17 protein-coding genes are annotated in these 16,690 nt (G+C 65.1%); 11 read left to right on the forward strand and 6 right to left on the reverse strand.

Annotated elements, in window-relative coordinates:
* Positions 1-6 precede the first annotated feature (6 nt).
* The 7 genes from cpaB to PVE73_RS25525 are packed head-to-tail and all read left to right on the forward strand — an operon-like array spanning position 7 to position 7,888.
* Complete coding sequence (gene cpaB, locus PVE73_RS25495; protein ID WP_277364910.1) at positions 7-819, forward strand: Flp pilus assembly protein CpaB; 813 nt, start codon at positions 7-9, stop codon at positions 817-819.
* A gap of 13 nt (positions 820-832) precedes the next feature.
* Positions 833-2,392: a type II and III secretion system protein family protein gene (locus PVE73_RS25500; RefSeq protein ID WP_277364911.1), complete on the forward strand. Its 1,560-nt coding sequence runs from the start codon at positions 833-835 to the stop codon at positions 2,390-2,392.
* An 11-nt stretch (positions 2,393-2,403) separates the two neighbouring features.
* Positions 2,404-3,087: a CpaD family pilus assembly lipoprotein gene (locus PVE73_RS25505; protein WP_277364912.1), complete on the forward strand. Its 684-nt coding sequence runs from the start codon at positions 2,404-2,406 to the stop codon at positions 3,085-3,087.
* 11 nt (positions 3,088-3,098) lie between these two features.
* The gene (locus PVE73_RS25510) at positions 3,099-4,367 is read left to right on the forward strand and encodes an AAA family ATPase (RefSeq protein WP_277364913.1); all 1,269 of its coding nucleotides are present in this window, start codon (positions 3,099-3,101) and stop codon (positions 4,365-4,367) included.
* An 8-nt stretch (positions 4,368-4,375) separates the two neighbouring features.
* Complete coding sequence (locus PVE73_RS25515; protein ID WP_277364914.1) at positions 4,376-5,869, forward strand: CpaF family protein; 1,494 nt, start codon at positions 4,376-4,378, stop codon at positions 5,867-5,869.
* Positions 5,869-6,882: a type II secretion system F family protein gene (locus PVE73_RS25520; protein WP_277364915.1), complete on the forward strand. Its 1,014-nt coding sequence runs from the start codon at positions 5,869-5,871 to the stop codon at positions 6,880-6,882. The genes PVE73_RS25515 and PVE73_RS25520 overlap by 1 nt, the downstream gene beginning before the upstream one ends.
* A 7-nt stretch (positions 6,883-6,889) precedes the next feature.
* Positions 6,890-7,888 (forward strand): type II secretion system F family protein, encoded by a 999-nt coding sequence (locus PVE73_RS25525; RefSeq protein WP_277364916.1) that lies wholly within the window; start codon positions 6,890-6,892, stop codon positions 7,886-7,888.
* Between the two features lie 3 nt (positions 7,889-7,891).
* On the opposite strand, the gene PVE73_RS25530 is transcribed toward PVE73_RS25525, so the two are convergent.
* From PVE73_RS25530 to PVE73_RS25540, 3 genes are read right to left on the reverse strand one after another with little or no spacing between them, the layout of a single operon-like run.
* Positions 7,892-8,302, reverse strand: a complete 411-nt coding sequence (locus tag PVE73_RS25530; RefSeq protein WP_277364917.1) for a Fur family transcriptional regulator — start codon at positions 8,300-8,302, stop codon at positions 7,892-7,894.
* The gene (locus PVE73_RS25535; protein WP_277364918.1) at positions 8,299-9,120 is read right to left on the reverse strand and encodes a metal ABC transporter permease; all 822 of its coding nucleotides are present in this window, start codon (positions 9,118-9,120) and stop codon (positions 8,299-8,301) included. The genes PVE73_RS25530 and PVE73_RS25535 overlap by 4 nt, the downstream gene beginning before the upstream one ends.
* Entirely contained in the window at positions 9,110-9,943 is an 834-nt protein-coding gene (locus tag PVE73_RS25540; protein WP_277364919.1) for a metal ABC transporter ATP-binding protein, read from the reverse strand. The genes PVE73_RS25535 and PVE73_RS25540 overlap by 11 nt, the downstream gene beginning before the upstream one ends.
* A gap of 130 nt (positions 9,944-10,073) precedes the next feature.
* On the opposite strand from PVE73_RS25540, the gene znuA reads away from it, so the two are divergent.
* Together znuA and aztD are read left to right on the forward strand one after the other, a co-directional pair.
* On the forward strand, positions 10,074-11,015 hold the full coding sequence (gene znuA, locus PVE73_RS25545) for a zinc ABC transporter substrate-binding protein ZnuA (RefSeq protein ID WP_277367580.1): 942 nt from the start codon (positions 10,074-10,076) through the stop codon (positions 11,013-11,015).
* Between the two features lie 102 nt (positions 11,016-11,117).
* Positions 11,118-12,320: a zinc metallochaperone AztD gene (gene aztD / locus PVE73_RS25550; protein WP_277364920.1), complete on the forward strand. Its 1,203-nt coding sequence runs from the start codon at positions 11,118-11,120 to the stop codon at positions 12,318-12,320.
* A 63-nt stretch (positions 12,321-12,383) separates the two neighbouring features.
* On the opposite strand, the gene PVE73_RS25555 is transcribed toward aztD, so the two are convergent.
* Positions 12,384-12,581, reverse strand: a complete 198-nt coding sequence (locus tag PVE73_RS25555; protein ID WP_277364921.1) for a CsbD family protein — start codon at positions 12,579-12,581, stop codon at positions 12,384-12,386.
* Positions 12,582-12,721: 140 nt separating this feature from the next.
* Between PVE73_RS25555 and PVE73_RS25560 the strand changes: the two genes are divergently transcribed.
* The gene (locus PVE73_RS25560) at positions 12,722-14,095 is read left to right on the forward strand and encodes a cytochrome P450 (RefSeq protein ID WP_277364922.1); all 1,374 of its coding nucleotides are present in this window, start codon (positions 12,722-12,724) and stop codon (positions 14,093-14,095) included.
* 3 nt (positions 14,096-14,098) lie between these two features.
* Here PVE73_RS25560 and PVE73_RS25565 read toward each other — a convergent pair whose 3' ends face one another.
* On the reverse strand, positions 14,099-14,473 hold the full coding sequence (locus PVE73_RS25565) for a YraN family protein (protein WP_277364923.1): 375 nt from the start codon (positions 14,471-14,473) through the stop codon (positions 14,099-14,101).
* Entirely contained in the window at positions 14,463-15,374 is a 912-nt protein-coding gene (gene rsmI / locus PVE73_RS25570) for a 16S rRNA (cytidine(1402)-2'-O)-methyltransferase (RefSeq protein WP_277364924.1), read from the reverse strand. Before rsmI ends, PVE73_RS25565 begins: the two co-directional genes overlap by 11 nt.
* A gap of 112 nt (positions 15,375-15,486) precedes the next feature.
* Here rsmI and PVE73_RS25575 point away from each other — a divergent pair, with 112 nt between their 5' ends.
* Positions 15,487-16,689 (forward strand): penicillin-binding protein activator, encoded by a 1,203-nt coding sequence (locus tag PVE73_RS25575; RefSeq protein WP_277364925.1) that lies wholly within the window; start codon positions 15,487-15,489, stop codon positions 16,687-16,689.
* The last annotated feature ends 1 nt before the right edge of the window (position 16,690 follow it).

Below are 16,690 nucleotides of genomic sequence, written 5' to 3' on the forward strand. Positions count from 1 at the left end.
GGTGGCATGAACAAATCCCGCATAATCATTCTCGGCGTCGCCGTTGGCGCAGCCATAGGTGCGGGCTATCTCGCCAAGAATCTCGCCTCGCCGCCACAGCAGGTCGTGGTCGCGCCGGCTCCTGAACAACCCACGGTGCAGCTTACCGACGTCCTCGTGCTCACCCAGGACATACCGATGGGAGAAATGGTCGGCAGCGCCGTGAAATGGCAGCCCTGGCCGTCGGAGACCGTCAACGGCACGTTCATCACGCGCGAGGCTGATCCGAAAGCACTCGATGAGCTGCAAAATGCCGTCGCGCGCGTGCCGCTCCTGGCCGGGGAACCCTTGCGCCGCTCGAAGCTCGTCGGAGACGGACAGAGCTTTCTGTCGGCCATCCTGCCGCCAGGAAAACGCGCGGTGGCGACCCGGATCTCGGCCGACACCTCGGCGGGCGGCTTCATCCTGCCCAACGATCATGTCGACGTGATCATGACCCGCCGCACCGACGAAACAACGAGCCCCAACGGCTTCATCACCGAAACGGTGCTGGAGAACATACGCGTTCTCGCGATCGACCAGACCATACACGAGGACGAGGACGGACGCCGTGTCAAGATCGGCGAGACCGCCACACTGGAGCTCACGCCGGAGGAGGCCGAGGTCATCACCGTGGCGCAGCAAATGGCCGACCGCCTGACGCTTTCCCTTCGCTCCGTATCGGATTCCAGCGAACAATCGACCGACCCCGGCTTCCACCTCGTCACGGGGATGGGGCGTGGCGACAGCGTGCGCGTCATCAGATCCGGCGAAGTGAAGATCGAAGGAACGCGGCGATGAAGGGGGCGGAAGCATGACATCCCGCAGGGCAGCGGAAATACGGCGCAATGGAGCCTTGCTGCTGGCCGCCTTGGTGCTCGCGGTCCCCGGGCAGGCGCTCCTGCCTCCGGCGGCGCATGCCGAGGATATCGTCCGCGTCGGCGGAACAGGGTCCCAGCGGTTGAAACTTGGGCTCAACAAGTCGCTGGTGATCGATCTGCCGACGGATGCCTATGACATTCTTGTCGCCAATCCCGCGGTAGCCGATGCCGTCACGCGGACGGCGCGCCGCATCTATCTCTTCGGCAAGCAGGTCGGCGAGACGAACATCTTCGTCTTCGGCGCCGGCGGCGAACAGATCGCCAGCATCGATGTGGCGGTGGAGCGCGACGTGGCCGGACTCGAGAAATATCTCGAGCGCTTCATCCCGAACTCCGAAATCGATGTCGAGCTCATCAACGACAACGTCGTACTCACCGGTACGGTGGAAACGCCGCTCGACGCCTCGCGCGCAGCGCAACTTGCGACCATCTTCGTGACGGGCGGCGAGGCGACCACCGGGCAGTATTCCCAGACTGCGGCCGCACCGACCGATGGCGGTGGCGTCGCCATCAGCAACCCCGATTTCTTCGGGCGGCAGCAGAGCAAGATTGTCAACATGCTGCAGATCATCGGCGAGGACCAGGTGACGCTGAAAGTCACAGTGGCCGAGGTCAGCCGCTCTGTGATGAAGCAGCTCGGCGTGAACATGATCGGCTCGGGCAACGTGGACGGGATCAGTTGGGGTGCCATCCTCGACAATCCGAGCGGTCTGGGCGTGCCCGCTTCCGCTTCGCAGCTTTCACTCGGCGGCTCGCTTCTCCAGGGTTATCTCAACGCCATGGAGCAGGCAGGCGTGATGAAGACGCTTTCCGAGCCCACATTGACTGCGATCTCGGGCGAGAAGGCGACCTTCAAGGTCGGCGGAGAGTTCAACCTGGCCACCTCGCAGAAAATCGAGCAGGGTGATGCCACGAAGGGGCAGTCGGACCAGATCGTCTACGAGGTGGAGAAGATCGAATACGGCATAGGCCTCGAATTCACGCCGACCGTGCTGTCCCCGGGACGCATCAGCCTGAAAGTGCGGACCTCGGTCTCCGAGCCCACTTTCGAAGGCTCCGTCTCCCTCGGCGCGCCGTCGATCGGAGGTCGCTACAACGTTCCCGGCATGAACGCGCTCTCGATCCGCAAGCGGCTGGCAGATACCACGGTCGAACTCCCTTCCGGCGGCTCGATGATGATCGCCGGCCTCGTGCGCGACGACGTGCGCCAGACGATCAACGGCCTGCCGGGTCTTTCCAAGATCCCGGTCCTCGGCGCTCTCTTCCGCAGCCGCGGCTTCGTTCGCAACGAAACGGAGCTTGTCGTCATCATTACACCCTATCTTGCCCGGCCGGTGGCGCGCACCGCACTCGCCAAGCCGGACGACAATTTCAATCCGGCAAGCGAAGGGGCGGGGATTTTCCTCGGCCGCGTCAACCGGGTGTACGGAACCATGAAGACCAGCCTGCCCAACGGCCGCTACCACGGCGTTGTCGGCTACATCTACAAATAACGGGGGCGGCCATGTCGGGATCTCTAAAACGTGGGATGGCGGCAATCCTGGTCATCGCAGCTGCCGCGGCAATCGCCGGTTGCGCCAGGCGCGACTCCATCGCCGTCGGCGCAGTTCCCGACGACTACCGCACGAACCACCCCATCGTGCTCACCGAAAAGGAGCAGACGCTCGACCTGCCGGTCGCCATCCTCGCCTACCGCATGACGCCGCAGCAGAAGGCGGCAATCGACGGTTTCATGGAGCACTATGGCGAGAGCGGGCAGGCGATCGTCACGATCCTGGTGCCCGCAGGCTCTCCGAACGGACCGGCCGCAGGCCGGGTCTCCGAGGACATCGCGGCTTTCCTTTATCGCGGGGGTGTACCCAAGGGGCGGCTCCAAATTCTCCCCTATCAGGCTCCGTCGGATCAGGTTGCGCCGATCCGCATCAGCTATGCGGTGGTCAAGGCCGCCACCGGCCAGTGCGGCCGCTGGCCGGACGACCTTCTCGACAACGCCGGGAACAGGCATTACGCCAATTTCGGCTGCGCCTATCAGAACAACCTCGCCGCCCAGGTCGCCAACCCGATGGACTTCCTGGGCCCGCGCAAGACGACGCCAATCGATGCGGAGAACCGTGGTACGGCGATCGGCAGGTACAAGAACGGTGAAGTGGCTGACGATTTCTGGGTACGCTCGGAAGTCGACTACTAGGGCGTAAGACAATGAGCAGCCTTGCCTACGATCGTGATGAGGAGAGCTGGCGCGTGGAGCAGGATCGCCTGCTGCAATCGCTGCGGCCGGTGCCGCGCATCTCCGTCCAGGCCTTCTGCGAAACCGAGGCGGTGGCAAAGCCGATCGCGCGCGCGGGCGAAGACCGGCGCATGGCCAAGACCCACCTCAAGGTGAGCATGGGCGGCATACCCGGCGCGATCACATTCTACCAGACTGCCGCAACGCCCAACCTCATCATCCTGGAAACGCGCGCCGAGCCGACGGAGCTGATCGCCTTGCTCAAGGAGCTGGCGGATGTCTGCGACCCGAGTTCCAAGGTCGTCGTCATCGGCCACCACAACGATGTCTGGCTCTATCGCGAGCTGATCCGCGCCGGCATTTCCGAATATTTGGTGGCGCCGGTCTCGATGACGGACATCGTTGGCGTCATCGCCGGGATCTTCATCGATCCGCAGGCCGCACCTGTGGGCCGCTCCATCGCTTTCGTCGGTGCCAAGGGCGGGGTGGGATCCTCCACGCTCGCCCACAATCTCGCTTGGGCGATGTCCTCGCTCTTCGAGGGCGAGGTCGTCGTGGCCGATCTCGACCTTCCCTTCGGCACCGCCAACATCAATTTCGACCAGGACCCTGCCCAGGGCATTGCCGAGGCGGTGTTCGCACCCGAGCGCATCGACGAGGTCTATCTCGACCGGCTTCTCGCCCAGTGCGCCGAGCGCCTCTCCCTCCTCGCGGCGCCCTCAACGCTCGACCGCGTCTATGACTTCGACGCGGAGGCCTTTGCCCAGATCATCGACATCGCCCAGCGCACCGCGCCGATGGTCGTGCTCGACGTCCCGCATCTGTGGACGAGCTGGGCCAGGACCACGCTCACGCGCGCCGACGACATCGTCATAACCGCCACACCGGAGCTCGCCAATCTGCGCAACACCAAGAACCTCGTCGACGCTCTGAAGCGGCTGCGCCCCAATGACGATCCTCCGAGGCTCATCATCAATCAGGCGAATGTACCGAAGCGGCCTGAAATCAGCGCAGAGGATTTCGCCGAACCGCTCGGCATTGCGCCGCTCGCCGTCGTCCCCTTCGATCCGCAGCTCTTCGGCAGAGCCGCCAACAATGGCCGCATGCTGGGCGAGATGGATCGCAACCACCCGGTCGCGCAGACGATCAATGAGCTGGCACATGTTCTCACCGGCCGGCGAGAGATCAAACCGAAACGGAAATCCGGTCTCTCCTCGCTTCTCGGCCGGTTGAAGAAATAGTCGCGCTCATGTTCGGCAGAAGAGGCTCAGGCAGTTTCGACGGCGGGTCCCAGCGGCCCGGCTCGCCCGTAGGACAGCCTGCCTTCGGCGAAGGATCCGGGCAGGAGACGTCCACGCCGGCACCTGACCCCGCGGCCGCTCCACCGCCTGCGCGCAGCGTAGCGGAAAAATCCGCGGCTCCTCGGCAGCAGCGGCCGCAGACCATGCCGCGTGACCGTAACGAAGGCTACTACGACACGAAGAGCCAGGTCTTCTCCGCGCTCATCGACACGATCGACCTGTCGCAACTTGCCAAGCTCGATGCCGACAGCGCGCGGGAGGAGATCCGCGATATCGTCAACGACATCATCGCGATCAAGAACTTCGCGATGTCGATCGCCGAGCAGGAAGAGCTGCTCGAGGACATCTGCAACGACGTGCTGGGCTTCGGACCGCTCGAGCCGCTGCTTGCGCGCGACGAGATCGCCGACATCATGGTGAACGGCGCCCGCAACGTCTACATCGAGGTCGAAGGTAAGGTCGAGCAGACCAATATCCGTTTCCGCGACAACCAGCAGCTCCTCAATATCTGCCAGCGCATCGTCAGCCAGGTGGGCCGGCGCGTCGACGAGGCGAGCCCCATCTGCGATGCGCGCCTGCCGGACGGCTCGCGCGTCAACGTCATTGCGCCGCCGCTCGCCCTCGACGGGCCCTCGCTCACCATCCGCAAGTTCCGCAAGGACAAGCTGACGCTCGACCAGCTCGTGCGCTACGGCACCATCTCGCCCGAGGGTGCGGAACTGCTCAAGATCATCGGCCGGGTGCGCTGCAACGTCATCATCTCCGGCGGCACCGGCTCCGGCAAGACGACGCTGCTCAACTGCCTCACGAACTTTATCGACCGCGACGAACGCATCATCACCTGCGAGGACTCGGCCGAGCTCCAACTGCAACAGCCGCATGTCGTGCGGCTCGAGACGCGGCCGCCCAACCTGGAAGGCGAGGGCGAGGTGACCATGCGCGACCTCGTGCGCAATTGCCTGCGCATGCGGCCCGAGCGCATCATCGTCGGCGAGGTGCGCGGGCCGGAGGTATTCGACCTCCTGCAGGCCATGAACACCGGCCATGACGGTTCGATGGGTACGATTCACTCCAACAGCCCGCGCGAATGCCTGAACCGCATCGAATCCATGGTGGCAATGGGCGGCTTCACCCTGCCGCAGCGGACCGTGCGCGAGATCATCGTGGGCTCGGTGGACGTCATCATCCAGGCCGCGCGCCTGCGTGACGGCACGCGCCGCATCACCCATGTCACGGAAGTGGTCGGCATGGAGGGCGACGTGATCATCACGCAGGACCTGATGCTCTTCGACATCAGCGGCGAGGACGCTTCCGGCCGCATCCTCGGTCAACATGTGTCTTCCGGCATCGGCCGACCCGCCTTCTGGGACCGCGCGCGCTACTATGGCGAGGAAGCGCATCTTGCGGCCGCGCTGGAAGCAATGGAAAAGCAGGCGGGCTGATGTTCGGCATGTCGCTCAGCCTGCTCGCCTTCATCCTGCTCGCGGCCGGCAGCGCGGGGGCACTCGCCTATGCGCTGATGTTCAACACAATCGCCAGCGAGAAGAAGGTCGAGCGGCGGCTGGAGACGGTCAAACGGGCGGAGACAGATGGCCGTGCCGTTCGGGTTGCGCGCGACCGCGCGGCTGAAGTGGCCAAGCGGCGCAGGTCCATCCAGGAGACGCTGAAGGATCTTGAAGCCAAGCAGAAGGACCGTGAGCGCTTCATCACCAGACCGCCCCTGAAGATCCAGATCCGGCAGGCGGGGCTGGAGATCGGAATCCAGCGCTTCTACATCCTGTCGGGCATTGCGGCACTGCTTCTCGCCGTCATCATCTTCATCTTGGGGGCGCCGCTTCTGGCCGTCGGCGGAGCGGCGATTTCCGGCTTTTTCGGTCTGCCACGATGGATTGTCGCCTATCTGCGCAAGCGCCGCGTGAAGGCCTTCCTCAGCGAGTTTCCCAATGCGCTCGACATCATCGTGCGCGCGGTCAGGTCCGGCTTGCCGTTGAACGACGCCGTGCGCATGATCGCGAGCGAGGCGCAGGAACCCGTTCGGACCGAATTCCGCCGCCTGGTCGAATCCCAGCAACTCGGCCTCCCGATGGCCGAGGCGGCCATGCGCATGTCCGAGACCATGCCCTGCCCGGAGGTCAATTTCTTCGGCATCGTCATCCAAATCCAGACCCAGGCGGGCGGCAACCTGTCGGAAGCGCTCGGCAATCTCTCGCGCGTCCTGCGCGAGCGCAAGAAGATGAAGGCCAAGGTGCAGGCGCTTTCGATGGAAGCGAAGGCCTCCGCCGTCATCATCGGCGCGCTGCCGATCGTGGTCGCCGTCCTCGTCTATATCACGAGCCCGGCCTACATCATGCCACTCTTCACCGAAAGCATCGGCCATCTGATCCTCGGCGTTTCGGCGGTGTGGATGTCCATCGGCATTTTCGTGATGCGCCAGATGATGAATTTCGAAGTGTGAGCCCGCCATGGCCGATACCGTCGTCAAAACGCTCGCCGATCCGAGTTTCCTGCTCGCACTCCTGGTCTCGATCGCCGTCTTCGCGACGATTTTCACCGTCATCCCGGTAACGGGCGGCGATACGCTCAAGGCGCGCATGAAGTCCGTGGCCCTGGAGCGGGAGGAGTTGCGCGCCAAGCAGCAGGCGCGTCTTGCCGCGGAAGCCGAACGCCGACGGCGCGGCGGACTGCGCCACGAGGATCGCTCTCCCATGCGCACCGTCGTCGACCGGCTGGACCTGCGCCGGGCGCTTGCCGACGAATCGACCATGGCCAAGCTCCGCACGGCCGGCTATCGCGGCCAGAGTCCCCTGACGAAATTCCTCTTCTTCCGGCTTGTCCTGCCGCTCATCGGCCTTGCCTTGAGCGTCTTCTACGTTTTCTTCCTTGGCGGGCTTGCCGGCCAGCCGTCCGTGATCCGCATCTTCGCGTGCATCCTGGCCGCCTATACCGGCTTCTATCTGCCGGTGCTCTACGTTTCCAACCAGGCCTCCAAGCGCAAGAAGTCGATTCAGCTCGCCTGGCCGGACGCGCTGGACCTGCTCCTCATCTGCGTCGAATCGGGCATCTCGGTCGAGCAGGCCTTCCGCCGCGTGGCAGACGAGATCGGCAGCCAGTCGGTCGCGCTCGCGGAGGAATTCGTGCTCACCAATGCCGAGCTCTCCTTCCTGCAGGAGCGCAGGCAAGCCTACGAGAACCTGGCCGCCCGCACGGGCCTGGAATCGGTCAAGGCCGTCTCGCAGGCGCTGATCCAGGCGGAGCGCTACGGGACGCCTGTGAGTCAGGCGCTACGGGTGCTTGCCAATGAAAGCCGTGAGGCCCGAATGCACGAGGCGGAGAAGAAGGCGGCATCCTTGCCTCCAAAGCTGACGGTGCCGATGATCATGTTCTTCCTGCCGGTGCTGTTCGCCGTCATCCTTGGACCGGCGGCGATCCAGCTCTCCAGGGACGGATTGTTCGGGAACTGATCCTCAGGCCAGCTGCGCCGCGTCCGCGCAGTCGACGCATTTGCCGCGGATCTCGATCGTCGTCTTGGCCGGCTTGAACCGGTGGGCGGCCACCCACTCGCCGAGTCGAGCCTCGACGATCTCGTCGGAGAACTCGTCCACCCGGCCGCAGGTCTCACAGATGGCGAAGGCGATCATCGAGTGTCCGTGGCAGTGCGGATGGGCGCAGGCAACGAAGGCGTTGATGCTCTCCAGCCGGTGCACGAGGCCGAATTCCTGCAGCTTCTCGAGCGCACGATAGACCTGCAGCGGCGCGCGGAAGCCCTCGTCCCGGAGCCGGTCGAGGATCGTATAGGCGCTGAGTGGTCCCTCCGCCTTGTCGAGCGCCTTCAGAACAAGCGACTGGTTGCGGGTGAGTTCCGGATGAACGGTCATGACTGTCCTGGAGATGAGAGCGGCGTCCGCCGCCGGCCTGGCAGTGGGGCGAGGCTCAGGAGAAAGAGGATGAGTGCGGCGACCACGATGGAGGGGCCTGAAGGCGTGTCGAAGTTGAGAGACGCCGTCAGCCCGCCGATGACGGCGATCGCGCCCGCGATGGAGGCCGCGACTGCCATCATCTCAGGCGTCGCGGCGAGGCGCCGGCCGGCCGCCGCGGGAATGATGAGCAGCGAGGTGATGAGCAGGATGCCGACGATCTTCATGGCGATGGCGATGATGCCGGCCATGAGCAGCATGAAGAGGAATCGGGCCCGTTCGGGCCGCATGCCCTCCGCTTCGGCGATCTCGGTGTTCACGGTCGCGGCGAGAAGCGGCCGCCAAAGCCAGGCGAGCACCAGGAGCACCAGTGCGCCGCCACCATAGATCATCGCAATATCCAGGCGCGAGACGGCGAGGATGTCGCCAAAGAGAAAGGCCATGAGATCGATCCTGATCCAGCTCATGAAGGCGACCATAACCAATCCGAGCGCCAGTGTGGAATGGGAGAGAATGCCGAGCAGGGCATCCGTGGAAAGCGAGCCGTGCCGCTGCAGAAAGAGAAGCGCCAGCGAGGCGAGCGCTGCCACGATAAAGACCCCCGCCATCAGGTTGATCTCGAACAGGAAGGCGAGCGCTACGCCGAGCAGTGCGGAATGCGCCATCGTGTCGCCGAAATAGGCCATCCGCCGCCAGACGACGAAGCAGCCGAGCGGGCCAGCCACCAATGCAAGACCAACACCGGCGACAAGCGCGCGCGTGAAGAAATCATCGAGCATGCCCATGCTCCTCCGGATGGCCGTGATGGTCGTGGTCCGAACAGCTTTCCGTGATCGTGCCGTCCGCCTGGCGCACGCGGCCGTCGGCCAGATGCGTGTGGTCGTGATGGTGGCGGTAGATGGCCAGCGTCTCGTCGGCACGGGCGCCGAACAGCCGCATATATTCCGGGCTCTTCAACACGTTTTCAGGCGTGCCGCGGCAGCAGACATGACCGTTGAGGCAGAGCACGGTATCCGTCTCGGCCATCACCACATGCAGGTCGTGTGAAATGAGAAGCACCCCGCAACCCGTACGGTCGCGGATGTCGCGGATGAGCTGATAGAGCGCGATCTCCCCGGAAAAATCCACGCCTTGCACGGGCTCGTCGAGCACGAGCAGATCGGGCTCGCGCGCCAGCGCCCGGGCCAGCAGTGCCCGCTGAAACTCGCCGCCCGAAAGCGTCTGCACCTCCGCGCGCGCCAGATGGGCGATGCCCGCCGCTTCCAGCGCCTCGGCAATCTTCTTCCGGTCAAGCGAACCTGTCAGCGTCATCAACCGCTCGACGCTGAGCGGCAGGGTCCAATCGACGACTACCTTTTGCGGCACATAGCCGATCTTCAGCGCCGGCCCCCGTGCGACCGTCCCTTCGTCGGGCCGGATCACGCCGATGGCCGTCTTGACAGTCGTGCTCTTGCCCGAACCGTTGGGCCCGATCAGCGTCACGATCTCGCCGCGCCGGACGCTGAGATCCACGCCGCGCACCAGCCAGCGCCCGGCGCGGTGAACGCCGGCATTCCGCATCTCAACGAGCGTTCCGGCGTCATTTCTCATCGATTGCAACATTCTCCGCGCACCTTCTTGTCAAGTCATATGGCACACGTTATAGCGTAACGCAATCCGCATGTAATGTCATAACATTCAGCACGAGGATCCGATGAAATCACGTACGCTTCTTGTCGCCACCGCGCTTGCAATGGCCTTTTCCGCCACCCAGACCTTTGCGATGGAAGGAGTGGTGACCTCCATCAAGCCGGTCCATTCGCTTGTGGCCGCCATAATAGACGGCACGGGGGAGCCGCAGCTTCTGGTCAAGGGCGCCGCTTCACCGCACACCTATACCATGCGGCCTTCGGAGGCCGGCATGCTGGAGGATGCAAAGGTGATCTTCTGGGTGGGCGAGGGGATCGAGACCTTCCTGGAAAAGCCGCTCGATTCGCTTGCAGGCGGCGCGAAGGTGGTTACCCTTTCCGAGACCCCCGGCATCACGCTTCTCGACATGCGCGAGGGCGGCGCCTTCGAACCGCACAGCCACGGCGACGAGGAACACGACCATGAAGGCGAGGAAGCGGGCCATGACCACGGCGAGGAGCATGCGGACCACCATCATGGCCACGGCAAGGACATGCATGTCTGGCTCGACCCCGAGAACGCCCGGCTCATGGCGCGCGAGATCACATCCACGCTCGTAGAGGCGGATCCTCAGAATGCTGCAACCTACGAGAAGAACGCCGCCGCCTTGGACGAGCGGCTTGGAAAGCTGATATCCGACACCGAGAAGACCGTCGAACCCGTTCGGGGGAAGCCATTTATCGTCTTCCACGACGCCTATCATTATTTCGAGAATCGCTTCGGGGTGGAAGCGGCAGGTTCCATTACCGTCAGCCCGGAACAAATGCCGAGCGCGCAGCGGCTGCAGGAGATCCGCGACAAAGTCACGGAACTCAACGCGGCCTGCGTCTTCGCTGAGCCGCAGTTCGAGCCGAAGTTCGTGAACATCGTCACGGAAGGCACCGACGCCCGCACGGGCATGCTTGATCCGGAGGGGGCGAACATCGATCAGGGTCCCGACCTTTACTTCACGCTCGTCGGCAATCTCGCGAAATCCTTGGCCGACTGCCTTTCCGGCGCGGAATAGCCGCACCCCCGGTCATCCACTAAGGACATCGCCGCTCGTCAAGGGATGAACGGCGATCTTCAGTCTATCATTTGTAACGTTATGACATATAGGAGGTTTGAAGTGAGACCGTATCTCTCATCGCTCGCTTTCGGGCTGGCGCTCGGACTGATGCCGGCGCAGGCGGACGAGAAAGCGGAGACCGCTTGGCGCCTGTTCGTGGCGGACCGCCATCAGCCCGTCGTGCATGTGCTGGACGCGGCGGAAGGCAAGATCATCGAGAGCTTCCCGCTCGAGAGCCAGGGCCGCCTCTACGCCACCGAAAGCGGCAAGACGGTCTTCGCCGTGCAGGCGGATGCCGGTATCGCCGCTGCCTTCGCGACCGGTATCGGCATGGACGATCACGGCGATCACGCGGATCTGCAGGTCACCGAGCCGAAGGCGCTCGGCGTGGAGATCGCCGGCAAGAAGCCGGTGCATTTCGTGCCGCATGACGGCGAGATCGCGATCTTCTACGACGGTGAGGGCGTCGTGCGCCTCGTCCGGGAGAAGGACGTCCTGGACGGCAAGCCCGACATCCGCTCAATCGCGACACCTGCGCCGCATCATGGCGTCGCAATCCCGCTGGGGGGCCATCTGGTGCTCTCTGTTCCGAACAAAGAAGACCCGTCCGAGCTTCCCGTGGGCGTGCGCGTCGTGGACGCGTCGGGTGCTCAAGTGGGCGAGGTGGCCGAATGCCCGGGTCTTCATGGCGAATCCGCCTCGGGCCATCTCGTGGCGATCGCTTGCGAGACGGGCCTGCTGATCGTCAAGGAAGAAGGCGGAAAGCCGGAGATCGCGCATCTCGCCTATGGCAGCGGCCTGCCGGAGGACGCGAAGGTCTCTACGCTGCTCGGCGGCAAGGGCCTGCAATATTTCCTCGGCAATTTCGGCCAGAAGGCGATCGTGCTGATCGATCCGGAAGACGAGAACGCCTTCCGGCTCATCGAACTGCCGTTTCGGCGGGTGCATTTCGCGGTCGATCCGGTCCGGCCGAAATTCGCCTATGTCTTCACCGAGGACGGCCGGCTCCACCAGATCAACGTGCTTTCGGGCAGGATCGTGAAGTCCGTCGGGGTGACCGAGCCCTATTCCATGGACGGCCACTGGAACGATCCCCGCCCGCGCATCGCCGTCGCGGGAGAAGAGATCATGATCACCGATCCCTTGCGTGGCCTCATCCACGCCCTCGACGCCGAGACGCTGGAGAAGAAACGCGAGCTCATCACCGGCGGTACGCCTTACGAGATGGTCGCCATCGGCGGCTCGGGCGCCGTGCACGACTGATCACCATAAAAATGCCTGCGGCGAGGCTCGCCGCAGGCCCCTTCCGACATCTTTCCCCAACGCTCAGTGGCGGGACGCCCACTCGTCGATCTCGCGCTCGGCCTCTTCCTGCGTCTTGCCGTAGCGCTCCTGGATCCGGCCGGCGAGCTCGCGGCGGTTGCCCTTGATCACATCGAGATCGTCATTGCTGAGCTTGCCCCACTTCTGCTGGGCCTTACCTCTGAACTGTTCCCAATTTCCTTCGATCTGATTCCAGTTCATCTCGGCTCCTCATATCCTGTTTACCGACGCTGGCTGCAAGCGCGGCTTCTGAATACCAAACGCACGGAACCGGGTCCCCGTTCCCCATCCCGATTGAAGCCCCAGCCACAAAGGCCTAGCTATGAGGCATGGCTACTTTGATGGACGTCGCCCCCGCCTCCTTCCGCCCGCCAGCGCCGAGCCCGCGGCAAAAGCCGCCCTCGACCTTGCAGATGATGCGGATCGTCTACCGCAATCCGCTGGAGCTGTGGGGCGAGCCGTCCTACAACGAGCCATGGATCTTCGTTACCGCGGCGGTGGGCGGTCCCCTGCTCATCGCCAACGATCCCGGCCTTATCCGCCATGTGCTGGTGGACAACGCCAGGAACTACAAGATGGCCCGCGTGCGCCAGAAGATCCTGCGGCCCATCCTGCGTGATGGGCTGCTCACCGCCGAAGGCGAGGTCTGGCGCCGCTCGCGCAAGGCCATGGCGCCCGTCTTCACGCCGCGCCACATCGCCGGCTTCGCCCGCCCCATGCTGGAGAAGGCGGAAGCTTTCGCGGAGCGTTACGAGCAGGCGCTCGGCGCTACGGTCGATGTCTCCCGCGATATGACCATGCTCACCTTCGATATCCTCTCCGAAACGCTCTTTTCCGGCGAGGTCGCCGGAGATTCCGGAGGCTTCGCTCATCAGGTGGACCGGCTGTTCGAGACCATGGGCCGCGTCGACCCGCTCGATCTTCTCGGCGCCCCGGACTGGCTGCCGCGCATCACGCGCATCCTGGGGCGCAACTCGCTCGCCTTCTTCCGCGGCATCGTCGCCCGCACCATGGAGATGCGGAAGGAGAAGCTGGCGCGCGAGGGTGCCGCGCCCGAGGATTTCCTCACCCTTCTCCTGCGCGCCGAAGGGCCGGAGGGGCTTACGCGCGGGGAGATCGAGGACAACATCATCACCTTCATCGGCGCGGGCCACGAGACCACCGCACGGGCGCTGGGCTGGACGATCTACTGCCTCGCCAACCTCCCCGGCGAGCGCGAGCGCATCGAGGTCGAGATCAATACGGTGCTCGCAAGCGAGCCCGATCCCGTGAAATGGCTCGACAAGATGCCATACACGCGCGCTGCTTTCGAGGAGGCGATGCGGCTCTATCCGCCGGCCCCCTCCATCAACCGCGAGGCGATCGAGGCGGATGCTTATCAGGACCTGAAGATCCCCAAGGGCGCGCAGGTGCTTGTGATGCCATGGACGGTGCACCGTCACCGCAAGCTCTGGGACGATCCGGAGGCCTACAGGCCCTCGCGCTTCCATTCGGAGAACCGCGAACAGATCAACCGTTTCCAGTATCTCCCCTTCGGCGCCGGCCCGCGCGTCTGCATCGGCGCGACCTTCGCCATGCAGGAGGCGGTGATCGCGCTCGCCGTGCTCATGTCGCGCTATCGCTTCGACCTCCTGCCGGAGACCAAGCCCTGGCCGGTGCAGAAGCTCACCACCCAGCCCCAGGGCGGGCTGCCCATGCGGGTGACGCGGCGTTAGATTTCAGCGCGCGGCGTAGATGTTCTTCACATGCACGGGCCAGCGGCCCGGCAGGATCGCGACCAGATCGTAGCGGATGCTGAGCCGCGCATAATCCGGCTGGCGGGCGAGCCACAGGTCCGCCGCCGCGTCGATGCGCCGCTGTGCGGTGTAGGAGACGGCCTCCATCGCCTCGGTCAGCGTCCGCCGCGCCTTCACCTCGACGATGGCGACCAGGCTGCCGCGCCGGGCGATCAGGTCGATCTCGCCCACAGGCGTGCGGAAGCGGCGCGCGACGATGCGGTAGCCCTTGAGCATCAGCGCCAGGGAGGCAAGCCGCTCGCCGCGATGGCCCTTCCTGTAGGCTCGCCGCCGGTTCGCGCGGGCGTCAGCGTCCATCGCCGCCCTCCTTCAGGGCAAGCAGGCGCTGATAGAGTTCGGATTTCCTGCCGCCCGTCATGCGGGCGGCCTCCCCCGCCGCCTTGGACGCCGGCATTTCCGCCGACAGCGCAAGCAGCAACCGGTCGATTTCATCGGCATCGGCGGGGGCCGCCTCACCCGGCGGCGCGATGCAGACCACGATTTCGCCCTTCGGCGCGCCGGCCTCCGCATAGTGAGCGGCAAGCTCGGGCAGCGTGCCCCGGCGCAGTTCCTCGAATGCCTTGGTCAGCTCGCGCGCCACGACCGCCTGCCGCGGGCCGAGCACCTCGCCCATCGCGGCCATGCTGTCGGCGATCCGGCGCGGCGATTCGAAGAAGACGAGGGTTGCCGGCACCGAAGCGAGTGCCTCGAGCCTGCTCCGGCGCTGGCCCGCCTTGGAAGGAAGAAAGCCGGCAAACATAAAGGCGTCGGTCGGCAGGCCGGAGACCGAGAGCGCTGCCAGCACCGCCGAAGGGCCGGGGATCGGCACCACGCGCACCCCTCTTTCCTGCGCTGCCCGGACAAGCCGGAAGCCGGGATCGGACACGAGCGGCGTGCCGGCGTCGCTCGCAAGCGCTACGCTCCTGCCCTCCTCCACGATCGCCACCAGCCGCGCGGTAGCTTCGGCCTCGTTGTGCTCGTGGTAGGCCAGCATCCGTCTGCGAATGCCGTAGCGTTCTAGCAGCACGCGCGTCACCCGCGTGTCTTCGCAGGCGAGCACATCCGCCCCGGCGAGGGTTTCCAGCGCGCGCAACGTGATGTCGGAGAGGTTGCCGATGGGCGTGGCGACTAGATAGAGCGCGGGCGCAAGCCGCGGCGCGGCAATCTTCGCCCCGCCGAGGATGAATGAGCTGCGCCCGTCTTTTTCCTTCGCCTCCAACGTTGCCTTCCCCGTGCGGCGATCCAATATCTTGCCGGCCAACTCTTTGACATGTCGTCTGGCGGGTTGCAAATTCGCGGACCCGAACCGCTGATTGAAGGAAGACCGACAAATGCATCTGGCATGCGCACGTCGCGCAGGAACGATCACGGTGGCAGCGCTTGCGGCTTTCCTTTCCGCCTGTTCCACGCAGCAGGTCCCCTCCGGCCTGCCGTCGCGGCAGCCGGCGGCGACCGCCCGGCCGGCGGCGAATACGGTGCCGGCCCAGGGCGAAATCATCGGCTCGGGCGAAACGCGCGTCGCCCTCCTGGTGCCGCTCAGCGCCGAGGGCAATGGCGGCACCGTTGCGGGGGAGATCAGGAACGCTGCCCGGCTTGCGCTGGAGGATGCCGGGCTCGATACGCTTCAGATCGTGGTGAAGGACACCGGCGGCACGGAACCGGGCGCTTCAGCGGCCGCCGCAAGTGCCGTATCCGAGGGCGCGGCAATGATCCTCGGACCGCTTTTCGCAGCAAATGTGCGAGCGGCCTCCGTCGCTCTCGGCCCCGCTCATCCGCCCACCCTCGCCTTCTCCTCCGACCGCTCGGCGGCCGGGCCCGGCACCTATCTCAACTCGTTCCTGCCGGGAGATCTCGTCCGCCGCATCATCGCCTATGCCGCCTCGCAGGGCGTGCGGAGGGTCGTCGCCCTCGTTCCGAACGGCCCCGCGGGCCAACTCGCGGAGGCCGAGGCCCGGCGCGTGCTGCAGGCCTCGGGCGGTGAGGTCGTCGCCGTAGGCCGGTACGGGTACGACAACGCCTCGATGATGGCCGCCTTGCAGGAGGTGGCGCTGTCGATCAGCGATGCCGACGCGATCTTCATCCCCGACGGCGGCAACACGCCGAGCGTCATCGCCGCCGCGCTCAAGGGCATGGGCATCGATCTTTCAGGCAAGCGGCTCCTCGGCAACGGCCAGTGGACCAGCGCCAATCTCTCGGACCCCGCCCTTCAGGGCGGGTGGTTCGCCGATGTCGACCACGCCCGCCTCAACATCTTCAAGGGGCGCTACCAGCAGCGCTTCGGCGCCGAGCCCTCCGTGACCGCCTCGCTGGCCTATGATTCGGTCATCCTCGCCTCCGCGCTCGCCAGACAGGGCGGTGCCGCGGCCTTCACCCCGGCGTATCTGCAGACCGTGTCCGGATTCGCGGGCACGACGGGTACGTTCCGCTTCCTTCCCGACGGCACCAATGAGCGCGGCTATGCGGTCTATGAAGTGACGGACGGCGCTGCGCGGCTGATCAGCCCCGCACCAGCGAGCTTCACCGGAGGAAGCTGAG

The organism is Chelativorans sp. AA-79 (genome assembly GCF_029457495.1).
GTDB lineage: Bacteria > Pseudomonadota > Alphaproteobacteria > Rhizobiales > Rhizobiaceae > Chelativorans.